This window comes from Buttiauxella izardii (assembly GCF_003601925.1).
Classification (GTDB): Bacteria; Pseudomonadota; Gammaproteobacteria; order Enterobacterales; family Enterobacteriaceae; genus Buttiauxella; species Buttiauxella izardii.
The window spans coordinates 20,744-42,116 of sequence record NZ_QZWH01000046.1; the positions used below are offsets into that span (position 1 = coordinate 20,744).

Sequence of the window (21,373 nt, forward strand, 5' to 3'; positions counted from 1 at the left end):
GATAAACCCGGAACGATTTTCAGAAAGTATTCACTATTAGTTCCGTATATGCCAGGTGATACTAACAGCCGTGTTTTAGTCGTCACAAACTGGAGTGAAAATGGCTCGTCTGGCTGCGTTTGATATGGATGGCACGTTGTTAATGCCCAATCATCTTTTGGGTGAAGAAACCGTGCACACCCTTAACCGCCTGCGCAATGAACGTCAGATGACTCTCGCGTTTGCCACAGGTCGTCATGTGCTGGAAATGCGCCATGTGCTGAGCAAACTCGAACTGGAAGCGTTTTTGATCACCGGCAACGGGACGCGCATCCACTCAACGCAGGGTGATCTTTTGCATCTCCAGGATCTGTCGCCTGAGGCGGCAGAAATGGTTATCCACGGCAACTGGGATACTCAAGCGAGCCTGCATGTGTTTAATGACACCGGTTGGCTGACTCAATTTGAAGTCGGCGAACTACTGAACGCCCATGTATACAGCGGCTTTAGCCCGAAAATTGTCGACGTTAAACGCATCCCTTCCAATGAAGTGACCAAGATTTGTTTCTGTGGCCCGCATGACGATCTTTTGCGTCTGAAAGTTCAATTGGATGAGGTTCTGGGTGGCCGTGCATTTTTATGTTTCTCGGCAGTCGATTGCCTGGAAGTGTTACCGATTGGCTGCAACAAAGGTGCCGCGCTGAATGTGTTGAGCCAGCACCTCGGCCTGAAGATGGAAGATTGTATGGCGTTTGGCGACGCGATGAACGACCGCGAAATGCTCTCAAGCGTGGGTCATGGATTGATCATGGGCAACGCGATGGCGCAATTGAAAGCAGATTTACCGCATTTACCTGTTATTGGTCACTGCAATAAACAGGCTGTTTCTCATTATTTGACGCATTGGCTGGACACACCAAATCTCACTTATTCCCCCGAATGACGAGACTTTGCAGCAGGCCGGATGAATATCCGGCCTATTTTTTTACTTAATCAATTTATCAATCTCAGCACGCCACTGCCCGACATCACCGATATTCGCCTTCACCCATTCTGCGTTGTAATAGGTTTCCAGATAACGTTCACCGCTATCGCAAAGCAGCGTCACAATCGAACCGCTACGGCCTTCTTCACGCATCTGTGCAGCCAGTTGCAACACGCCCCACATATTGGTGCCGGTGGAAGCGCCCACTTTGCGCCCCAGAACCGTTTCCAGCCATTGCATGGTGGCAATACTGGCGGCATCCGGCACGCGCATCATGTCGTCAATCACATCCGGAATAAACGACGGCTCGCAGCGTGGGCGGCCAATCCCTTCAATTTTGCTCCCGACTGCGCTGCGCAAGCTGCAATCGCGATTCTGCCAGTAATCCATAAACACTGAATTTTGCGGGTCAACCACCGTCAGTTTTGTTGGGTAGCCCTGGTAACGTAAATAACGACCAATCGTGGCGGATGTGCCGCCGGTGCCTGCGCTCATCACAACGTAATCCGGCACCGGATGCGGTTCATGTTCCATCTGGCGGAAAATACTGTCAGCGATATTGTTATTGCCGCGCCAGTCGGTTGCGCGCTCGGCGTAGGTGAACTGGTCCATATAATGGCCGTTCAGTTCGCGCTCCAGCATTTCGGATGCCGCGTAGATTTCACACGCGCTCTCGACGAAATGGCAGCGGCCGCCATAAAACTCAATTTGTTCTACTTTGCGTTTCGCGGTGCAGGCGGGCATCACCGCGATAAACGGCAGTCCTAACAGGCGGGCGAAATAGGCTTCGGACACGGCAGTTGAACCGGAAGAGGCTTCAATGATCGTCGTCCCTTCGTTAATCCAGCCGTTACACAACCCATACAGAAACAGCGAGCGTGCCAGGCGATGTTTCAGGCTGCCGGTCGGGTGGGTGCTTTCATCTTTCAGATACAACTGAATACCGGGAAAACCAGGCAGCGCCAGGCGAATCAAATGTGTATCGGCGGAGCGTTGGTAATCGGCGTTAATTTCGCTAATGGCGTGGTTTACCCAGGTGCTGGTCATGGTGTTGTCCGTCTGAATTGTCGTTTGTCTATTTGTGCTTAGAGTAATGCAAAAACAGGATAAAAAAGTTGCCTTTTAGCCTTCCTGGTCGATTAAATGGAGAAAAAATTTCTCCCGGAGGTCGCCATGTTAGATAAAATTGACCGTAAACTGCTATCCTTGCTGCAAATCGACTGCACCCTCTCTTTGCAGGCTCTCGCTGATGCCGTTAATCTGACCACCACCCCTTGCTGGAAACGCCTGAAACGGCTTGAAGACGACGGTATTATCCGGGCGAAAGTTGCGTTACTCGATCCAGAAAAACTGGGTCTTGGGCTGACCGCCTTTGTGCTGATCAAAACCCAGCATCACAGCAGCGAGTGGTACTGCAAATTTGTCTCGGTGGTTGCCGAAATGCCGGAAGTGCTCGGTTTCTGGCGTATGGCAGGGGAATACGACTACCTGATGCGTGTGCAGGTAGAAGACATGAAACGGTACGATGATTTTTACAAACGGCTGGTGAACGGCATTCCTGGTTTAAGCGATGTGACTTCGAGTTTTGCCATGGAACAGATAAAATACACCACGGCTTTGCCACTCGAGCGCTGAGTCCCGCGCTCCCGGCCTTCATAGTTCAGTATTTCAGGAATCTGACTGCGTGCGATTATTTGCTCAACTAAGCTGGTACTTCACCCGCGAATGGCGACGCTATCTCGGGGCGGTTGCCTTGCTTATTATTATTGCCGTCCTGCAACTGGTGCCGCCAAAACTGGTGGGCGTGATTGTGGACGGCGTGACCCAACAGACCCTTTCAGGCACCGACGTGCTGATGTGGATTGGCGTCATGCTGGTTATCGCGGTGGTGGTCTACATGCTGCGTTACGTCTGGCGCGTATTGTTATTCGGCGCGTCTTACCAGCTCGCCGTCGAACTGCGAGAAGATTACTATCGCCAACTGAGCCGCCAGCATCCTGAATTTTACCTGCGCCACCGCACGGGCGACTTAATGGCGCGCGCCACCAACGACGTTGACCGTGTGGTATTCGCCGCAGGCGAGGGCGTTTTAACGCTGGTGGATTCGCTGGTGATGGGCTGCGCGGTATTGATTGTCATGTCGACGCAAATTAGCTGGGAGCTCACTCTTCTTGCGCTGTTGCCGATGCCGGTCATGGCGATTGTGATCAAACGCTATGGCGACCAGTTGCACCACCGCTTCAAGCTGGCGCAGGCCGCATTCTCCACGCTTAACGACCGCACCCAGGAAAGTTTATCCAGCATCCGCATGATCAAAGCGTTTGGGCTGGAAGACAGGCAATCCGCGCTGTTTGCCGCCGAAGCCAAAGATGCCGGCGCGAAAAACATGCGCGTTGCGCGTGTCGATGCGCGCTTTGATCCGACGATTTATATCACCATCGGCACCGCCAACCTGCTGGCAATCGGCGGCGGTAGCTGGATGGTGATTCAGGGCACATTAACGCTCGGGCAACTGACCAGCTTCGTGATGTATCTCGGCCTGATGATCTGGCCCATGCTGGCGCTGGCGTGGATGTTTAACATCGTTGAGCGCGGCAGTGCGGCGTACAGCCGTATCCGCAGCATGTTAGCCGAAGCTCCATCGGTGGTTGATGGTGAGCAAGAAGCGCCTGCCGGGCGCGGCACGGTAGTAGCGAATATTCAGGCATTCCACTATCCGCAAACCTCGCGCCCGACGCTGGAAAACGTTTCCTTCACGCTCAAACCTGGCGAAATGCTCGGCCTGTGCGGGCCAACCGGGGCCGGGAAAAGCACCATTCTGTCGCTGATTCAGCGCCATTTTGATATCGACCAGGGCGAAATTTGCTTCCACGGCATTGCGTTGTCACAACTGCAACTCGACTCCTGGCGCAGCCGTTTAGCGGTCGTGAACCAGACGCCGTTCCTGTTCTCCGACACCGTTGCCAGCAATATTGCGCTCGGCAAACCAGGTGCGACGCAGGAAGAAATCGAACACGTCGCGAAACTTGCGAGTGTGCATGACGATATTTTGCGTCTGCCACAAGGTTACGAAACCGAAGTGGGCGAGCGGGGCGTGATGCTATCCGGCGGCCAGAAACAACGTATTTCTATCGCGCGCGCCTTGTTGCTCGATGCGGAAATCCTGATCCTTGATGATGCGCTTTCGGCGGTTGACGGGCGTACCGAACACCAGATCCTCCACAACCTGCGCCAGTGGGGGGAAAACCGCACGGTGATCATCAGCGCCCACCGTTTATCCGCCCTGACCGAAGCCTCGGAAATTCTGGTCATGCAGAACGGGCATATTGTGCAGCGCGGGAATCATGATGCGCTGGTGGGAATGCCGGGCTGGTATCGCGATATGTATCGTTATCAACAACTGGAAGCGGCGCTGGATGACGCGCCAGAAAATACGGCCGATGAGGAACCTGCCAATGCGTAAGGCAATCAAGCAATGGCCAACCATAAAACGCCTGCTGGCTTACGGTTCACCGTGGCGAAAACCCCTCGCCGGGGCGGTGGTGATGTTGTGGATTGCGGCGGCTGCCGAAGTGACCGGCCCGATTCTGGTGAGCTATTTCATCGACAACATGGTATCTGAACATCGCCTGCCGATTGCAGCGGTGGCCGGGCTGGCAGCGGCGTATTTATTGCTCTCGATTTCAGCGGCGGGGCTGCATTACTGGCAGGCATTATTGTTTAACCAGGCCGCTGTGGGCGTGGTGCAAAAGCTGCGTACTGACGTGATGGATGCCGCGCTGCGCCAGCCGCTCAGCACTTTTGATACCCAGCCTGTCGGGCAGCTCATTTCCCGTGTTACCAACGATACCGAAGTGATCCGCGATTTGTACGTCACGGTTGTGGCAACGGTTCTGCGCAGTGCGGCGCTGATTGGCGCGATGCTGGTGGCGATGTTCACCCTCGACTGGCGCATGGCGACGGTGGCGATCGCCATCTTCCCGGCCGTGATTATCGTGATGTTTATTTACCAGCGTTACAGCACGCCCATCGTGCGCCGCGTGCGTAGCTATCTGGCGGATATTAATGATGGCTTTAACGAAGTTATCAATGGCATGAGCGTTATCCAGCAGTTCCGCCAGCAGGCGCGATTTGGCGAACGCATGAATGCAGCAAGCCGCTCGCATTACCTGGCGCGGATGCAAACGCTGCGTCTCGATGGCTTTTTACTGCGTCCGTTGCTGAGTCTTTTCTCGGCGATGGTGCTTTGCGGCTTGCTAATGTTGTTCGGTTTTACCTCGGTCGGCACCATTGAAGTCGGCGTGCTGTACGCGTTTATCAACTATCTCGGGCGTCTTAACGAGCCGCTTATCGAACTCACCACACAGCAATCCATGCTGCAACAGGCGGTGGTTGCGGGCGAACGTGTGTTCGAGTTGATGGACGGTAAACGTCAGGATTACGGTAACGACAATCGCCCGCTGGAAAGTGGCCGTATTGAAGTGGACAACGTGTCGTTTTCTTACCGAGGCGACCGCCTGGTGTTGCAGGACATTAACCTGGACGTGCCCGCGCGCAGTTTCGTGGCACTCGTCGGGCATACCGGCAGCGGGAAAAGCACTCTCGCCAACTTGTTAATGGGCTATTACCCGCTGACTAAAGGCGAAGTGCGTCTTGATGGTCGCCCGCTGGATACACTGAGCCACAGCGTGTTGCGCCAGGGCGTGGCAATGGTGCAGCAAGATCCGGTGGTTTTAGCGGATTCATTCTTTGCAAACGTCACACTGGGGCGCGATATCAGCGAAGCGGCAGTCTGGCAGGCGTTGGAAACCGTGCAGCTTGCAGAACTGGCTCGCACCATGAGCGAAGGTATTCACACACGCCTGGGCGAGCAGGGCAATAATTTGTCTGTCGGCCAGAAGCAGTTACTGGCGCTGGCGCGAGTATTGGTGGATGCGCCGCAGATCCTGATCCTTGATGAAGCGACCGCCAACATTGACTCCGGCACCGAGCAGGCCATTCAGCAAGCGCTGGCGGTGGTGCGTGAGCACACCACGCTGGTGGTGATTGCGCACCGTTTATCGACCATCACCGATGCCGATACCATTCTGGTGTTGCATCGTGGGCAGGCGGTTGAGCGTGGGACACACCGTGAATTGCTGGCCGCACAAGGGCGTTACTGGCAAATGTACCAGTTGCAACTGGCTGGCGAAGAATTAGCCGCTGCCACGCGCGAAGAACCCGCCACGGCGTGATGCACCAAAATCACGCATGAAACCAATGGTTATCGCCATTGGTGCATAAGCGAAACGCACCATGCACTGAAATGGTGCGTTTTTCTTATCTAAGAAATTTCTTAATCCCTGTCATCATTATTCCACTCCCTCGAATCCTGATTCGGCGCGGCTTAACGCGCTGAAAAACCCTCTATTTCATTTTTGGCACGGCCTTTGCTTTATGTAATTCGTGTTCTAGAGGCAATTACCCAATTCTGACTGGAGGGGATCTATGAAGCTGGTTACCGTGGTTATTAAACCGTTCAAACTCGAAGACGTACGCGAAGCGCTGTCTTCCATCGGTATTCAAGGGCTGACCGTCACCGAAGTGAAAGGCTTTGGTCGCCAGAAAGGTCATGCCGAGTTGTACCGCGGTGCTGAATACAGCGTCAATTTCCTGCCTAAAGTGAAAATTGACGTGGCAATTGCCGATGATCAACTCGATGAAGTTATTGATGTCATTAGCAAAGCTGCCTACACCGGCAAAATTGGCGATGGCAAAATTTTCGTTGCCGAGCTGCAACGCGTCATCCGCATTCGTACCGGCGAAGCCGACGAAGCTGCACTGTAATCGACTTAGCCACTCGTGAAAGGGATGGAAAAATGAAAAAATTAGCCTCTATTTTAGGCGTTGTAGCCCTGGCACTTGCGCCATCAATCGCCCTGGCCGCACCGGCTGTGGCCGATAAAGCCGACAACGCCTTTATGATGATTAGCACCGCATTGGTGCTGTTTATGACAATTCCTGGGTTGGCACTGTTCTACGGTGGCCTGATTCGCTCTAAAAACGTGCTGTCGATGCTGACGCAGATTACGGTCACGTTTGCGCTGGTTTGTGTGCTGTGGGTGGTTTACGGCTACTCACTGACCTTCGGCACTGGCGGCAGTTTCTTCGGTAACTTCGACTGGGTGATGCTCAAGAATATCCAGCTCACCGCGCTGACCGGCTCGTTCTACCAGTATATTCACGTTGCGTTCCAGGGCTCTTTCGCCTGCATCACCGTTGGGCTGATTGTTGGCGCACTGGCTGAACGTATTCGTTTCTCTGCGGTACTGATCTTTGTAGTGATTTGGCTGACGCTCTCTTACCTGCCAATCGCACACATGGTGTGGGGCGGCGGTTTGCTGGCAACGCACGGTGCGATGGACTTTGCAGGCGGTACAGTCGTTCACATCAACGCCGCGGTTGCAGGCCTGGTGGGCGCTTACCTGATTGGCAAGCGTGTGGGTTACGGCAAAGAAGCCTTCAAACCGCACAACCTGCCGATGGTGTTTACCGGCACGGCAATTCTGTACTTCGGCTGGTTCGGCTTCAACGCCGGTTCAGCCAGTGCCGCTAACGAAATCGCCGCACTGGCATTCGTTAACACCGTAGTTGCAACGGCGGCGGCGGTACTCGGTTGGGTGTTTGGCGAGTGGGCATTGCGTGGCAAACCATCTTTGCTGGGCGCATGTTCCGGTGCGATTGCAGGCCTGGTCGGAATCACACCAGCGTGTGGTTATGTGGGCGTCGGCGGTGCATTGATCATCGGTATCGTTGCGGGTCTGGCGGGCTTGTGGGGCGTAACCCTGCTGAAGAAATGGCTGCGTGTGGATGACCCTTGTGATGTGTTTGGTGTCCACGGCGTGTGCGGTATCGTTGGCTGCATCATGACCGGTATCTTCGCTTCACCTTCACTGGGCGGCGTAGGCTACGCAGAAGGCGTGACCATGGGCCATCAGGTTCTGGTGCAGTTAGAAAGTATTGGCGTGACGCTGGTTTGGTCTGCGGTGGTTGCCTTCATCGGCTTCAAAGTGGCTGACCTGACTGTAGGCCTGCGTGTTCCAGAAGAGCATGAGCGCGAAGGTCTGGATGTGAATAGCCATGGCGAGAATGCTTATAACGCGTAATTGATTTCCCCTCACCCTAACCCTCTCCCCCAGGAGAGGGGATTGCCTTCTCCCTCTCCTGGGGGAGAGGGCCGGGGTGAGGGCTTACTAATCTTAACTCCGCTTGCGCATTACCCCTTCCTGCACCGTCGAAGCCACCAACACGCCATCACGCGAATAAAACTCACCACGCACAAAACCACGCGCACTCGATGCCGACGTGCTTTCCACGCTATACAGCAGCCAGTCGTTCATATCGAACGGGCGGTGGAACCACATGGAATGATCGATAGTGGCGACCTGCATTCCCGGCTCGAGGAAACCGACACCGTGCGGCTGCAGCGCAACCGGCAGGAAGTTAAAGTCCGAGGCATAACCCAGCAAATATTGATGCACGTGTAAATCGTCTGGCATCTGGCCATTCGCTTTGATCCACACCTGGCGAGTGGGTTCATCCACATGTCCCTGCATCGGGTTATGGAACACCACCGGGCGAATCTCCAGCGGCTTCTCGCACAGGAACTTTTCTTTCAGCGTTTGAGGCAGAAGTTTCTCAAAAGCCATCGCAATTTCAGTTTCGGATTTCAGATTTTCCGGGGCTGGGGCCGCAGGCATGGTTTTTTGATGCTCGAATCCCGGCTCGGGCGCCTGGAAAGAGGCCGTCATGTAGAAAATCGGTTTGCCATTTTGAATCGCTGCTACGCGGCGGGCACTGAAACTATTGCCATCACGCAGGGTTTCGACATCATAAACAATCGGTTTTTGACTATCGCCCGGACGCAAAAAATAGCTGTGAAATGAGTGAACCAGACGGTCAACCGGTACGGTTTCTTTGGCGGCATACAACGCCTGGCCAACCACTTGCCCACCGAATACCTGACGTAAACCTAAGTCCTCGCTCTGGCCGCGAAAAATACCTTCTTCAATCTTTTCCAGATTGAGTAATGCCAACAAATTGCTGAGCGCCTGACTCATAAAAGGTCCTCAATAAAAAAATAAAATCGTGCAATTGGCCTGATTATAACAGGTTTCCAACATTCTCCACCCGCTGGCCCGACCTGATGATCTGTTTCGCTTTTGGGCAGAAATCAGTGATATGTGCCACACTTAGCGTGATAAGCATGTTTAACCACTCATTACTTGCGGGCCTGTGGCCTGCTGGTGCATTGATAATAAGGAGAACAAATCAATGAAACTTGTGCACACGTTAAGTGGTTTAGCCATTACCTTAGCAATGGCGGGATGCGCGCAGAAAAGCGCTGATATCCCAACGCCTGCACCGGCCGCAACAACATCGTCGGCAGCGGCAACCACGCAGTCTGATCTCAAGCAACCTAACGTTTCCGGTACGGCATGGATTCGTCAGAAAATTGCTTTGCCACCGGATGCGGTTCTCACTGTAACGCTGTCTGACGCATCGTTGGCTGATGCGCCGTCAAAAGTTCTTTCTCAGAAAGCGGTTCGTACAGAAGGGAAGCAGTCACCGTTTAGCTTTGTGCTGCCTTTCAATCCGGCGGATATTCAGCCGAACGCGCGTATTATCCTGAGTGCGGCGATTACCGTGAACGATAAGCTGATGTTTATCACCGATACCATTCAGCCAGTGATTAACAATGGCGGCGTAAAAGCCGATCTGACGCTGGTGCCTGTCCAGCAAACTGCGGTGCCAGTTCAGGCCAGTGGTGGCGCAGTCACCACCGTGCCGTCCACATCACCGACTCAGGTGAATCCTTCATCAGCGGTTCCTGCGCCAACGCAGTTTTAACCCTTAGCTCTGATGATAAGCGCCTCGCCCGAGGCGCTTTTTAATAATTCCAGCGATAGCGTTCCATCTCAATTTTCCCATCGCCTGAAACCATAATGCCTTCAGAAAGCAGGGCTTGCCGCTGGCGTTGCAGATCCGGGCCGGTCAGGGAAATCTGCCCGTGGCGATTCACCACGCGATGCCACGGCAACTTGCTACCCTCGGGTAAACGTTTGAGAACGCCACCCACCTGACGTGCCGCACGCGGAGAACCCGCCAGCCGTGCGACATCGCCGTAAGTTGTCACGCAACCTTCGGGGATCGCAGCAATAATCTGGAATACCCGCATCGGAAATGAATCATTGTTATCCATAGCCAGCCTCGTAAAAACCGTCCTCACAGGATAAGCGTCGGGCAGAAAACATGGAAGCAAATCGCGGACTGCGCAAGAAACCAACACCTGACCGCTCCTTGCTTGCAATTGCATAGGGCAACATGGATAATGCGCCAGCGCGTTAGGTAACTAGTGCTCTCAATGGGGGCCCTGTTGGTTCTCCCGCAATGCTAATTTGTGAATTCGGTCAGGTCCGGAAGGAAGCAGCCGCAGCAAATGACGCGTGTGCCGGGATGTAGCTGGCAGGGCCCCCACCCAATTCTGGCGCATGTAAAATTTCAACATGCTTATGCCTGTCTCTGTTCTACTTCGCCACACTCAAAAAAAACACAAAACAAAAAAATGCCCTGCAACTTGCGTCACAGAGCATCAGGGATAAAGCGTAATGATGTATCTGGCTTATGGCGTAACGATATTGAACCAGAAGTTAAACTTGTCCATATAGCCAAGCACTTCGTCCAGTTTGCCTGCATCGCCAGTGATTTTTACGTCACCTTTGTCTTTCGCCTGCTGCAATGTTTCTTCTTTCAAAACAATACGATTGAGCGTATCGCGGGAAAGATTGAACGTTGCGTCAGCGTTGCTGGCTTCTGAATTTGGCGTGTGGTTCAGCACCCCGTTTTCCAGTTCCAATTTGTACTTCCCGCCCTGGTCGCCGAAGTTGAAGTTCAGCACCGCATGGGCATTCGCCGCTTTCTCACCGTTGATGTGAACTGCCATGTAATCGAAGAACATTTCTGGCGTCATAGCACGAACGGTATCCGGGCTGGCGGTATTCGGCGTAGGGCCTTTAATCACGCCATTACGCAATTCCTGCGCACCCGTCAGATAGAAGTTACGCCATGGGCCTGATTCTGCCTGATACCCCATCTGTTCCAGTGCATCCGCTTCGAGGTTGCGGGCCGCTTTGTTGGTTGGATCAGCAAACACCACTTTGCTCACGACCTGCGCCACCCAACGGTAATTCCCCTGGCTGTAATCAGATTTCGCTTTTTGCAGAATGCTGTCCGCACCGCCCATGTATTCAACGAATTTCTTCGCGGATTCTTCCGGCGGCAGTTCATCCAGGGTTGCCGGGTTGCCATCGAACCAGCCAAGATAGAACACGTAGGTGGCTTTCACATCGTGGCTGACCGAACCGTAATAACCCCGGCTAGCCCAGGTTTTCGCCAGTTTCGGTGGCAGTTTGAAGTTCGCTGCGATTTCATCGCGCGTCAGACCTTCGTTTGCCATGCGCAACGTCTGATCGTTGATGAAGCGGTACATATCACGCTGACCTTTCATCAGGTTGACGACGTTATCCTGGCCCCATGTCGGCCAGTGGTGCTGGGCAATAATAATTTCAGCATCGCTGCCCCAGCGGTCAATCGCGGCATTAATGTATTTAGACCATGCTAGTGGGTCGCGGATTTTCGCGCCGCGCAGTGAATAGGTGTTATGCAGCGTGTGAGTCACATCCTCCGCCGCTTCGATCATTTTCTTCTCTTTGACGTACCACAGCATTTCCGACGGCGCTTCAGAACCCGGAGCCATCATAAAGTCGTAAGTCAGGCCATCGATCACTTCTTCCTGGCCGGTGTGCGTGATGTAGTCGGTTGGTGCCAACAATGTCACTGTACCGGCAGAGGTCGTGGTGCCCAGACCAGCACCCACCTGGCCTTTAGCATTAGCAGGTAGCAAGTTGCCGTACATGTAACTTGCGCGGCGACTCATGGCGTTACCCGCCATAATATTTTCGTCTACGGCAGAACCCATAAAGCCTTGCGGAGCATACAGTTTAACTTTGCCCGCTTTGACATCGGCTTCGTCAACCACACCGCGAACACCGCCGTAGTGGTCAACGTGGCTGTGGGTGAAGATCACCGCGACGACAGTTTTTTTGCCGCGATTTTTGTAATACAGCTCCAAACCGGCTTTTGCGGTTTCAGCAGAAACCAGCGGGTCGACCACGGTAATCCCGGTTTTACCTTCAATTATGGTCATATTAGAAAGGTCGAGATTACGAATCTGATAAACACCTTCGGTCACTTCAAACAGACCGCTGATATTAATCAACTGGGACTGACGCCACAGGCTTGGATTAACCGTCGCTGGCGCTTTATCGCCCTCTTTAATAAAGGCGTATTGCTGTGGATTCCAGATAACATTGCCTTGCTCGCCCTTTATCACATCCTGTGGCAGTGCAGCGATAAAGCCTTTATGAGCATTCACGAAATCGGTGTGATCAGAGAACGGGAGCTGCTGATAAAGCGCTTCATTGGCTTGTTTTGTTGCAGGTGTCGCATCGTTAGTGGGCGCTGGAGTTGCTGCGCTAACTGACAATGTCGTCAGTAACCCCGCGGCAATCAGGCTTTTGGCTATTAGATTCAATCTCATTAATTTAACCTCAGAAATTAATAAATTCTAAAAGATAGAAGATATGTTTCGATAATTTAAATAACCTGTGGATTAACACAGGCAATTTTAATGGATGAATTAACTCGGAAGTAGTGCCATATGGGACTACGATTTATTTTGATATATTGACGAAATTGCTCTCTTCATTTTGTACAGACATTTTCTATTGGTAGCGCTATACTATAATAATTGATGATATATCTTGGATGTGTTATGGGTGCCAGTTTTGAAAATATTCATCGTTATTATAAGTCTCTGAATATAGAGAGTCAGGTTAATGATGTCCGCAAAAATGGTGAACAACTCACTTTCGCTGCGACAAAAGAATTAGCCATCACACCCAGCTTTATTTACGTTCCTGTTGAAGGTTCAGTGGCCATTTTACATGCAGAAAGCGAACTCACTATTGGTAATGCCATTGACTATATGCCCATTGGTTTGATGGAGCGGTATTGCCCAATGTTGATTTTTGAATATAAGTGCATGACGCCCGTGAAAGTCGTTGAAATCTCTTATGAGAAATTTGATGAGATTTTTTTTAAGAATGCTGAGAGCATGCGGGCTCTCTCAAGTATTTTGATTTTCATGACTATTTTCTCACTGGATCTGCATGCTGAAAGAAAGCAACTGACTAGCTACCAAACCATCAAACCCATGCTTTACCGTTATCTCTACCGTTCCCTCGCTTTTCCAAATGAAAAAGAAGGTTTGGCGAGTTTTATTATAAGCCGCACTAAGTTATCTCGTACTCATGTATTCAGAGTGTTGGCCGATTTAAAAGAAGGTGGGTATATTACGATGAAAAGTGGCAAGTTGATATCCATTGACAAGGATTTACCGGATGGTTATTAGTCATCATTCAAAGGAAGTAAGGTTCACATTTTAATAATGTGAACCGTTAATTTAAAAATTAAACTACCGACCTTCTCAAACTCTCATTCCCTGTTTGCGCCAGATTATCCCAAAGTGGTTTTAACCGTTCGAGTGCCACTCGCATTTGCGCAGGTTCAAGCGTGAACGGTAAACGTAAATAGCGCTCAAATGCTCCTTCTGAACCAAAGCGTGGCCCTGCGCCAATACGAATGCCAATAGATTCTGCACTGGCGGCGAATATCGTTGCCAGCGGTTTGGGTAATTCAATCCACCACGACAGCCCGCCTTGCGGCACCACCGTCATTTTCCACTCCGGGAATAACTCTTTGATGATTTCAGCGCTGGCATCTCGCTGCTGGCGTAGCATTTCACGACGCGCAGGCAGGAAGTTGTTGGCTTCATTAAACAAACTGATACCCGCGAGTTGCTCAAGAATCGGCGAGCCTAAATCTAATGAATCGCGAATTTGAATCAGCGAGGCAATCGTGCGCGAGTTGGCACGTATCCAGCCTAAACGCAGGCCGCCCCAAAAACTTTTCCCCGCAGAACCCAGCGTGATAATTCTGTCGGCATGATCAAACGCGGCCAGCGGTGGCGGCGGGGGAGCGTCATACCACAGGTCAACCATGGTTTCATCGGCCACAATCGTGGTGCGCGTGCGTGCGGCAATTTCTGCAATGGCCTGGCGGGTTTGAACATCCATACAAAGCCCACTTGGATTATGGAAATCCGCCAGCAAATAGGCCAGACGTGGCGAGGTTTGTGCAATGGTGGCGGCTAAACCTTCGGTGTCCCAACCGTGTTCGGTCAGGCTCACCGGAACGGGGCGGCACGACGCGCCTTTAATCGCGCTAAGCGCCATTGGATAAGTGGGATTATCTAGAACCACGCGATCGCCAGGCCCCGTCAGCAGCCGCAGAATCAGGCCAAAGCCACTTAACGCGCCGTTGACCACCATGATTTGATCCGCCGTGGTCGGCAAGCCTCGTTCGACATAGCGCTGCGCAATCACCTCGCGCAACTCGGGCAAGCCTTGCTGATTGTATCCGGTGCTGCCGAGATGTTCCGGCAGCGCAATCAGGGCGTTTGCATAAGCCTGGTGAATTTCCGGCCCGGCGCTGAGTGCGGCGGTCGATAAATCCAGCGTGGCGGCACGGCCTGGCAGCGGCGAAACCGTCTGCCCGTTTTCTGGCAGCATGGTAACGGAACCCGAGCCTTGCCGACTCGCCAGATAACCTTCATCACGCAGTTGCGCCAGCGCGGTCGCCACCGTGGTGCGACTGATTCCCAGCGCGGTTGCCAGTTCGCGCTCACCCGGCAGGCGGCACTCCAGCGGCAGCCGCCCGTCCAGAATCAACAAACGCAAACCATCCGCCAGTTGCCGATAAACCGGCGTGCGCGGTAAATCCTGATGCCAGTTTCCCAGCAGTTTCACCAGTGATGACGAACCCGTTCTGCGCTGTGCCATAGCAATCCACTTTTTGATAACTGGACCTTAATATCATATCCATTTTGGTTGAAAGTAAAGCCATGAAACAATTCAAAGGGGAATAACATGATCGCTCGTCGCTTGCTGCAACTGTATACCGGGCTGGTTTTATATGGGGTTTCCACGGCGATGTTCGTGCGGGCCAATTTAGGCGCCGATCCCTGGAACGTGTTTCACCTCGGCGTGGCACGCATCTTCTCTTTGAATATTGGCATGGTGATGATCGTGGTGGGCGCGCTGGTGTTGCTGCTGTGGATACCGCTGCGCCAGAAACCAGGTCTGGGGACGGTCAGCAACGTGATTGTGCTCGGCCTGGCTGCGGACGCGGCATTAGCGTTGATGCCGCCCGTTGAGTCGTTAGTTGCTCGCAGTATTTTGCTGCTGGCCGCCATTTTAGTGAATGCGATTGCCACCGGAATGTACATCGGTGCCGGGTTTGGCTCTGGCCCCCGAGACGGCTTAATGACCGGGATTAATGCCCGTACCGGCTGGTCGGTGCGCAGCGTGCGCACCGCAATTGAAGTCACGGTTTTACTGGCTGGATGGTTGATGGGCGGCACCTTCGGCGTCGGCACCGTGTTATATGCGCTGGCGATTGGCCCGCTGATTCAACTGTGCTTGCCGTGGTTTCGTATTAAAATTCAGCAGGAAAAAAGCCTGGTCGAACCGACCGTTGTGCCCTAATGTTGATGGAAATCACACCATCCGATGAGGTAGCAATGCACAGCAAGGTCATCAGTAATGCGGCGGCGAACTGGAATAGTTATCAACTGGCTGAAATTCTTTCCCATTGTTTTGAAGGGTATTTAGTTCCTTTTACCATTGATGGTGAAACCTTCGCCTCGCGTTTTAGTGCGGAAGATATCAGCTTTAATGACAGCAAAGTCTGGACGCAGGATGGTGAACCGAAAGCGCTGGCAATCATTACTCGCCGTGGGCAAACCTGTCGCCTGGCAGCCTTTGCGATTCGCCCTGAATTACGCGGACAAGGCTTCGGCAAACAGTTCATGCAGCAATTAGTTGATGACGCCCGTGCGCGTGGCGACAAAAAGATGTGGCTGGAAGTGATTGTCGGCAACGACAGCGGGCTGGCGCTGTATGAACGCATGGGCTTTGTGCGCCAGCAAACGCTGGTTGGGTTCAACGCGGTTAATTCGACGCTGTTTACCGAAACGGGCGAGCTGCAAGAAATCGACCCGATGTTGATGGCAACAAAAATGATGACGGATTCCCGGCAGCGTTTGCCATGGCTTACCGCACCCGAAACACTCTATAAATTACCCGGCAAAGCCTACGTTCTTAACGACGTGGCTTATGCGATGGTCGCCACTTCCCCGCAGCCGCCGCGTGTGCGCATGCTTTACGTTGAACCATCCGCAAGAGGGAAAGGGCAGGCGAAAAAACTGCTGACGCTGTTACGCGAACGTTTCCCTGGAATTTTCACCGCAACGGCCATTCCGGAATCTTTTGCGCCACTTTTCGAAAGCAGTGGCTTCCGTCAGGATCCCTGTACGCAATATGAAATGCTGCTTAATCTTTAAGCAGGAAGCATTCATTCTTAACGACTAAACTTATCAATCGTAATCATCACGGGTAGAAATTATCTGCCCGTATCATCTGCCGTACTTCCCACACCGTGGAGGTTCACAATGAATTATGTTGATGGTTTTGTTGTTGCTGTACCCGCAGCAAAAAAGGATGAATACAAGCAGTTAGCCGCAAAAGCCGCGCCGTTGTTTAAAGAGTTTGGCGCGTTACGTGTCGTGGAATGTTGGGCCGACGATGTGCCCGATGGCAAACTCACTGATTTTCGCATGGCGGTGAAAGCCGAAGAGAGCGAAGAAGTGGTGTTTAGCTGGATTGAATATCCCTCCAAAGAAGTGCGCGATGCCGCGAATGCGAAAATGATGTCTGACCCACGGATGAAAGAGTTTGGCGAGTCGATGCCGTTCGATGGCAAGCGTATGATTTATGGCGGCTTTGCGCCAATTCTTGACGAGTAACGTCACGCGGGCGGCGCTGACATCATATCGAGCGTCACCCGCATGAACTCCCGCTACAACTGCAATTCCCGCAACAATCCAAACGCCAGTTTCATATGCGCTTCGCTGACGATAAACGCCCGTAACTGCTGCGCTTCGTCATAGCCTTTGGCTATCAAACCTTGCGGCTCGGCACAGATTTGCCACGCCAAATCATTACGTTGCGTTTCCCCTGCCAGATGCAATGGCAGCTCCGGCGTTTTCACTTTCACCAGCATCGCGGGGAGATTCAGGCCGTCGGCGGCACCCAGCAGATTTTTGGCCAGCGTCATGGCACTAAACTGAATCGGTTGCAGGAATGGCAGCACTTTACCATCGATTTCTGCGCAATCACCAAGGGCGTAAATATTCGCATCGGATGTCTGCAACTGGCGGTTCACCTGAATACCCCGATTCACAGCAAGCCCGGCGTGTTGCGCCAGCCCGACGTTTGGACGCAGGCCAATCGCCGCCACAACGGCATCCACATTGACGATTCGCCCGTTGCTTAACGCCGCATTGATTCCCTGTGGCGTTTTGCTCAGCGATTCAAGTCGCTGATTAAACAGCAGTTCAACGCCCATCTGGTTCAGGCGCTGTTGTAAACGGCTGCTGACTTCCGCAGGCATTAGCGAAGCGAGCAGACTGGAGGCGTTATCCACCAAAATCACCTGCTTCCCGGCGCGGCAAAAATCCATCGCCAGTTCGGTGCCAATCAAACCACCGCCCAGAATCATCACGCGGCGTGCATCGCGTAATGACGTTTCACAGGCCAGATACTCTTGCTGGCTGTTAAGCGTCAGCATCAACTCTTTGCCTGCAATCGGCGGCAGCAGGGCGCTTGAACCGGTTGCCAGCACCAGTTTGTCGTACGGCCATTGCTGATCGCCACATTTTACCAGGCGCTCGCGAGTGTTAATTTCCGACACCCAACTGTTGGCGTTGAGCGTTAAATTAAACTGCTCGGCAAACTCCCCGGCACGCTGCCGGGTGAGGTCGTCTGCTCGTTGATTCAGGCTGATGACATGGCTGAGATCGGGCTTGTTGTACTCGTCCATGCTGTCGGCGGCAATCATGCGCACCGGCACCTGCGCGTCATGTTTGCGGATATTTTTCACCAGTTGGCGGGCGGCAAAGCCCGAACCGATTATCACAATGCCATGATTCATTTTGCCTCCGTTGCCAGCACATCAAAGACGTCTTTGCCGAGTGAACATTCCGGGCACAGGAAGCTGTCCGGGACTTCGCTCCATGGCGTACCCGGCGCGACATCCTGCATCGGTTCCCCAGTTTGTGGGTCGTAAATCCACTGGCAAACGCTGCATTGCATGCGTGGCCCTGAATCGGCGCAGTCTGGCTTTTCAGCCACGCTTTCTTGCGGCGCTGGCGTTGGCGCAGAAACCAGCGGCGTTAACGCCCACTGACGGGCGATTTCACGCCCATGCTCGCGGCAGATTTCCAGCGCGTCGATATCCGGACGCCATTTCGCTTTCAGGCTCAGCGACATTTCAAAACCGGCATCCTGCAAACGCGTGGAAAGACGGTCAACCGCGCCGCCGCTCCAGCCGTGAGAGCCAAACGCGCTGCCGCGTTTATTGCGAAAACGCAGCCCAGTCATCTCCTCAACCAGCCCGGCAATTTTCGGCATCATCACGTTATTCATGGTTGATGTGCCGACCAGCACGCCTTTGGAGCGGAACACGTTGGTCAGAACTTCGTTTTTATCATGGCGGGCGACATTAAAGATTTTCACCGCCACGCGCGGATCGACTTCGGTAATCCCTTGCGCAATCGCATCCGCCATCATGCGGGTGTTGTTAGACATGGTGTCGTAGAAAATGGTGATGCGATCTTCCTGATAATCTGCCGCCCATTTCAGATACAACTCAACGATTTGCGTTGGGTTATCGCGCCACACCACGCCATGAGAAGTCGCGATCATATCGACTGGCAGATTGAAGCCGAGGATTTCGGTGATTTTCGGTGTCACCAGGCGGCTGAATGGCGTCAGAATGTTGGCGTAGTAACGCTGGCATTGTTCAAACAATTCAGCCTGATCGACTTCATCGTTAAACAGATGTTCATCGCAATAGTGCTGACCAAAGGCGTCGTTACTGAACAGCACCGCGTCGCCGGTCATATACGTCATCATGCTATCCGGCCAGTGCAGCATCGGCGTTTCAACGAAGATGAGCTGCTTGCCGTTGCCGATATCCAGGCTGTCGCCGGTTTTCACGACGTGGAAATTCCACTCCGGGTGATGGTGGTGGCCATTAATCGAATCGATGCCGTTGGCAGTGCAGTAAATTGGCGTGTTGGGAATGCGCGACATCAGCTCGGTCAGCGCGCCCGCGTGGTCTTCTTCCGCGTGGTTAATGATGATGTAATCCAGCGTATTCAGGTCAATTTCAGCCGCCAGGTTTTGCACAAATTCACGGCTAAACTTATGGTCAACCGTATCAATCAGCACCGTCTTTTCTTCACGGATCAGGTAACTGTTATAGCTGCTGCCTTTCAGTGTTTTATATTCGGTGCCATGAAAATCACGCACTTCCCAGTCACGTTGACCGACCCATTGGATATTGTTTTTAACCTGAATAGCCATTGAAAAACCCTCAAATAGAATTAAAAAAACGATGCTCGTATTTGATGTATTACAATCGGCGTGCCAACTTTATATTTTATTGATTTATAGGGTTATTATTTAAATGGCTTAAAATTTAACTGTCAAAAAGACATTGCTGTAAATGGTCTTTCTGACAATCAATTTGTCATTTTGACTATTGCGCGGTAGCTTTAATGCTTCCCAATCTGGAGCCGCCTATGAGCCTGTCTATTACTTCCCTTGCCAACATTGCCATTGACCTGCAAAGCGGTATTTCTCATCAGGATCGTTTTGCGCGTTTGATTCGCACTCTGCGCCAGCTTTTGGGTGGCGATGCCACGGCCTTGTTGCGCTACGAAGCGCGGCAGTTTCGCCCGCTGGCGATTGATGGCCTGGCGCAGGATGTGCTCGGGCGGCGGTTTGATTTGGATGAGCATCCGCGTCTTGAAGCCATCGCGCGCGCAGGCGATGTGGTGCGCTTCCCGGCGGAAAGTGAATTACCCGACCCCTACGACGGGCTGATTCCCGACCATAGCGATTTGAAAGTTCATGCCTGCCTTGGCCTGCCGTTATTTGCCGATCAAAATTTGATTGGTGCGTTAACGGTGGATGGCATGGACCCGCTGCAATTCGACCATTTCAGCGATGAAGAGTTACGGCTAATTAGCGTGCTGGCAGCGGGGGCATTGAATAACGCCTTGCTGATGGAACAACTTGAAAATCAAACGCCTGCTGTGGCGACCACGCCTGGTACCAGCAAAAGCACCAGCGCTGAAATGGTCGGTTTATCTGCGGGAATGGTGCAGCTTAAGAAAGAGATCGAAATCGTGGCGGGATCGGATCTCAATGTGCTGATCACCGGGGAAACAGGCGTCGGGAAAGAGCTGGTGGCGCGTGCCATTCACAGTGGTTCGGCGCGGGCGGCGAATCCGCTGGTGTATCTGAACTGTGCAGCACTGCCGGAAAGCGTGGCGGAAAGTGAATTGTTCGGCCACGTTAAAGGGGCGTTTACTGGCGCGATTCACCATCGAACCGGAAAGTTTGAAATGGCGGACAACGGCACGCTGTTCCTTGATGAAATTGGCGAGCTGCCGCTAACGCTGCAAGCGAAGTTACTGCGGGTTTTGCAGTATGGCGATATTCAGCGCGTCGGCGATGACAGCAGCCAGCGTGTGAATGTGCGGGTGCTGGCGGCGACCAACCGCGACCTGAAACAGCATGTGCTAGCAGGGGAATTTCGCGCGGATTTATTCCATCGTTTGAGCGTGTTCCCGCTGCATGTGCCGCCGCTGCGCGAGCGTGGCGATGACATCACCTTACTGGCGGGGTTTTTCTGCGAGCAAAGCCGCGTAAAAATGGGACTTAAACAGGTCGCGTTGAGTGAGGCCGCCCGTGATTTGCTGCGCCGTTATGACTGGCCGGGGAATATTCGCGAACTGGAACATGCGCTTTATCGTGCGACTGTTCTGGCGCGTTCCGGTAAGCCGGACGGTGAAATCTGGCTGCAACCGCAGCATTTTCAGTTAGCCGAGGCTGAAACTAAACCGATGATTCAGCCCGTTGAGTCAGCGCCAGTGGTGGAAAATTTGCGTAGCGCGACGGATGATTTCCAGCGGCAGATTATTATCAGCACGCTGGCATCCTGTGCGGGCAACTGGGCGGCGTGTGCCCGCCAGTTGCAGTTAGATGTGGCGAATTTACACCGCCTGGCTAAACGCCTTGGGGTGAAGCGATAGGGGAAGTCGGATGACGCTGGCGGTAC

The 21,373-nt window shown here is 53.0% G+C and carries 19 protein-coding genes and 1 other RNA gene; 13 read left to right on the top strand and 7 right to left on the bottom strand.

Translation table 11 applies throughout. The features are described 5' to 3' along the window. Positions 1-100: 100 nt before the first annotated feature. Positions 101-922 carry an HMP-PP phosphatase gene (cof, locus tag D6029_RS18185; protein ID WP_120066145.1) on the top strand — a complete coding sequence of 274 codons (822 nt, stop codon included), beginning with the start codon at positions 101-103 and terminating at the stop codon, positions 920-922. A gap of 42 nt (positions 923-964) precedes the next feature. On the opposite strand, the gene D6029_RS18190 is transcribed toward cof, so the two are convergent. Further along, positions 965-2,011 (bottom strand): PLP-dependent cysteine synthase family protein, encoded by a 1,047-nt coding sequence (locus D6029_RS18190; protein ID WP_120066146.1) that lies wholly within the window; start codon positions 2,009-2,011, stop codon positions 965-967. Positions 2,012-2,137: 126 nt separating this feature from the next. Between D6029_RS18190 and D6029_RS18195 the strand changes: the two genes are divergently transcribed. The 5 genes from D6029_RS18195 (at position 2,138) to amtB (ending at position 8,109) form a co-directional block, all read left to right on the top strand. Continuing rightward, the gene (locus tag D6029_RS18195) at positions 2,138-2,599 is read left to right on the top strand and encodes an Lrp/AsnC family transcriptional regulator (protein ID WP_167456027.1); all 462 of its coding nucleotides are present in this window, start codon (positions 2,138-2,140) and stop codon (positions 2,597-2,599) included. A 49-nt stretch (positions 2,600-2,648) separates the two neighbouring features. Next, the gene (locus D6029_RS18200; RefSeq protein ID WP_120066148.1) at positions 2,649-4,427 is read left to right on the top strand and encodes a SmdA family multidrug ABC transporter permease/ATP-binding protein; all 1,779 of its coding nucleotides are present in this window, start codon (positions 2,649-2,651) and stop codon (positions 4,425-4,427) included. Continuing rightward, positions 4,420-6,198, top strand: coding sequence for a SmdB family multidrug efflux ABC transporter permease/ATP-binding protein (locus D6029_RS18205; RefSeq protein WP_120066149.1), 1,779 nt, complete (start codon positions 4,420-4,422; stop codon positions 6,196-6,198). The genes D6029_RS18200 and D6029_RS18205 overlap by 8 nt, the downstream gene beginning before the upstream one ends. Positions 6,199-6,451: 253 nt before the next feature. After that, entirely contained in the window at positions 6,452-6,790 is a 339-nt protein-coding gene (gene glnK, locus D6029_RS18210) for a P-II family nitrogen regulator (protein WP_002891893.1), read from the top strand. Positions 6,791-6,822: 32 nt separating this feature from the next. Beyond that, positions 6,823-8,109 carry an ammonium transporter AmtB gene (gene amtB / locus D6029_RS18215; protein ID WP_120066150.1) on the top strand — a complete coding sequence of 429 codons (1,287 nt, stop codon included), beginning with the start codon at positions 6,823-6,825 and terminating at the stop codon, positions 8,107-8,109. A gap of 93 nt (positions 8,110-8,202) precedes the next feature. On the opposite strand, the gene tesB is transcribed toward amtB, so the two are convergent. Continuing rightward, entirely contained in the window at positions 8,203-9,063 is an 861-nt protein-coding gene (gene tesB / locus D6029_RS18220) for an acyl-CoA thioesterase II (RefSeq protein WP_120066151.1), read from the bottom strand. A 214-nt stretch (positions 9,064-9,277) separates the two neighbouring features. On the opposite strand from tesB, the gene D6029_RS18225 reads away from it, so the two are divergent. Beyond that, the gene (locus tag D6029_RS18225; protein ID WP_120066152.1) at positions 9,278-9,853 is read left to right on the top strand and encodes a YbaY family lipoprotein; all 576 of its coding nucleotides are present in this window, start codon (positions 9,278-9,280) and stop codon (positions 9,851-9,853) included. A 40-nt stretch (positions 9,854-9,893) separates the two neighbouring features. Here D6029_RS18225 and D6029_RS18230 read toward each other — a convergent pair whose 3' ends face one another. Further along, entirely contained in the window at positions 9,894-10,205 is a 312-nt protein-coding gene (locus D6029_RS18230) for an MGMT family protein (RefSeq protein WP_120066153.1), read from the bottom strand. A gap of 172 nt (positions 10,206-10,377) precedes the next feature. Here D6029_RS18230 and ffs point away from each other — a divergent pair. Then, an RNA gene (ffs, locus tag D6029_RS18235) (signal recognition particle sRNA small type) lies at positions 10,378-10,474 on the top strand. A gap of 151 nt (positions 10,475-10,625) precedes the next feature. On the opposite strand, the gene D6029_RS18240 is transcribed toward ffs, so the two are convergent. Then, a complete protein-coding gene (locus D6029_RS18240) occupies positions 10,626-12,602 on the bottom strand; it encodes an alkyl/aryl-sulfatase (protein ID WP_120066154.1) in 1,977 nt (658 codons plus the stop codon). 234 nt (positions 12,603-12,836) lie between these two features. On the opposite strand from D6029_RS18240, the gene D6029_RS18245 reads away from it, so the two are divergent. Then, the gene (locus tag D6029_RS18245; protein ID WP_120066155.1) at positions 12,837-13,475 is read left to right on the top strand and encodes a helix-turn-helix domain-containing protein; all 639 of its coding nucleotides are present in this window, start codon (positions 12,837-12,839) and stop codon (positions 13,473-13,475) included. Between the two features lie 58 nt (positions 13,476-13,533). Here the strand turns inward: D6029_RS18245 and yczR are convergent, their stop codons facing one another. Continuing rightward, complete coding sequence (gene yczR / locus D6029_RS18250) at positions 13,534-14,964, bottom strand: MocR-like transcription factor YczR (RefSeq protein WP_120066156.1); 1,431 nt, start codon at positions 14,962-14,964, stop codon at positions 13,534-13,536. 90 nt (positions 14,965-15,054) lie between these two features. On the opposite strand from yczR, the gene yczE reads away from it, so the two are divergent. From yczE to D6029_RS18265, 3 genes are all read left to right on the top strand, one after another. Further along, positions 15,055-15,669: a membrane protein YczE gene (gene yczE, locus D6029_RS18255; RefSeq protein ID WP_120066162.1), complete on the top strand. Its 615-nt coding sequence runs from the start codon at positions 15,055-15,057 to the stop codon at positions 15,667-15,669. 35 nt (positions 15,670-15,704) lie between these two features. Continuing rightward, entirely contained in the window at positions 15,705-16,526 is an 822-nt protein-coding gene (locus D6029_RS18260; RefSeq protein ID WP_120066163.1) for a GNAT family N-acetyltransferase, read from the top strand. Positions 16,527-16,634: 108 nt separating this feature from the next. Next, positions 16,635-16,988: a DUF1428 domain-containing protein gene (locus D6029_RS18265; RefSeq protein WP_120066157.1), complete on the top strand. Its 354-nt coding sequence runs from the start codon at positions 16,635-16,637 to the stop codon at positions 16,986-16,988. A gap of 53 nt (positions 16,989-17,041) precedes the next feature. Here the strand turns inward: D6029_RS18265 and norW are convergent, their stop codons facing one another. Both norW and norV read right to left on the bottom strand, forming a co-directional pair. Beyond that, on the bottom strand, positions 17,042-18,175 hold the full coding sequence (gene norW / locus D6029_RS18270) for an NADH:flavorubredoxin reductase NorW (RefSeq protein ID WP_120066158.1): 1,134 nt from the start codon (positions 18,173-18,175) through the stop codon (positions 17,042-17,044). Next, complete coding sequence (norV, locus tag D6029_RS18275) at positions 18,172-19,611, bottom strand: anaerobic nitric oxide reductase flavorubredoxin (RefSeq protein ID WP_120066159.1); 1,440 nt, start codon at positions 19,609-19,611, stop codon at positions 18,172-18,174. Before norV ends, norW begins: the two co-directional genes overlap by 4 nt. Positions 19,612-19,829: 218 nt before the next feature. Here norV and norR point away from each other — a divergent pair, with 218 nt between their 5' ends. Next, complete coding sequence (norR, locus tag D6029_RS18280) at positions 19,830-21,347, top strand: nitric oxide reductase transcriptional regulator NorR (RefSeq protein WP_120066160.1); 1,518 nt, start codon at positions 19,830-19,832, stop codon at positions 21,345-21,347. The last annotated feature ends 26 nt before the right edge of the window (positions 21,348-21,373 follow it).

Coding starts and splice junctions, on each gene's coding strand:
- cof (WP_120066145.1), top strand. CDS start 101: ATGGCTCGTCTGGCTGCGTTTGATATGGATGGCACGTTGTTAATGCCC.
- D6029_RS18190 (WP_120066146.1), bottom strand. CDS start 2,011: ATGACCAGCACCTGGGTAAACCACGCCATTAGCGAAATTAACGCCGAT.
- D6029_RS18195 (WP_167456027.1), top strand. CDS start 2,138: ATGTTAGATAAAATTGACCGTAAACTGCTATCCTTGCTGCAAATCGAC.
- D6029_RS18205 (WP_120066149.1), top strand. CDS start 4,420: ATGCGTAAGGCAATCAAGCAATGGCCAACCATAAAACGCCTGCTGGCT.
- glnK (WP_002891893.1), top strand. CDS start 6,452: ATGAAGCTGGTTACCGTGGTTATTAAACCGTTCAAACTCGAAGACGTA.
- amtB (WP_120066150.1), top strand. CDS start 6,823: ATGAAAAAATTAGCCTCTATTTTAGGCGTTGTAGCCCTGGCACTTGCG.
- tesB (WP_120066151.1), bottom strand. CDS start 9,063: ATGAGTCAGGCGCTCAGCAATTTGTTGGCATTACTCAATCTGGAAAAG.
- D6029_RS18225 (WP_120066152.1), top strand. CDS start 9,278: ATGAAACTTGTGCACACGTTAAGTGGTTTAGCCATTACCTTAGCAATG.
- D6029_RS18230 (WP_120066153.1), bottom strand. CDS start 10,205: ATGGATAACAATGATTCATTTCCGATGCGGGTATTCCAGATTATTGCT.
- D6029_RS18240 (WP_120066154.1), bottom strand. CDS start 12,602: ATGAGATTGAATCTAATAGCCAAAAGCCTGATTGCCGCGGGGTTACTG.
- D6029_RS18245 (WP_120066155.1), top strand. CDS start 12,837: ATGGGTGCCAGTTTTGAAAATATTCATCGTTATTATAAGTCTCTGAAT.
- yczR (WP_120066156.1), bottom strand. CDS start 14,964: ATGGCACAGCGCAGAACGGGTTCGTCATCACTGGTGAAACTGCTGGGA.
- D6029_RS18260 (WP_120066163.1), top strand. CDS start 15,705: ATGCACAGCAAGGTCATCAGTAATGCGGCGGCGAACTGGAATAGTTAT.
- D6029_RS18265 (WP_120066157.1), top strand. CDS start 16,635: ATGAATTATGTTGATGGTTTTGTTGTTGCTGTACCCGCAGCAAAAAAG.
- norW (WP_120066158.1), bottom strand. CDS start 18,175: ATGAATCATGGCATTGTGATAATCGGTTCGGGCTTTGCCGCCCGCCAA.
- norV (WP_120066159.1), bottom strand. CDS start 19,611: ATGGCTATTCAGGTTAAAAACAATATCCAATGGGTCGGTCAACGTGAC.
- norR (WP_120066160.1), top strand. CDS start 19,830: ATGAGCCTGTCTATTACTTCCCTTGCCAACATTGCCATTGACCTGCAA.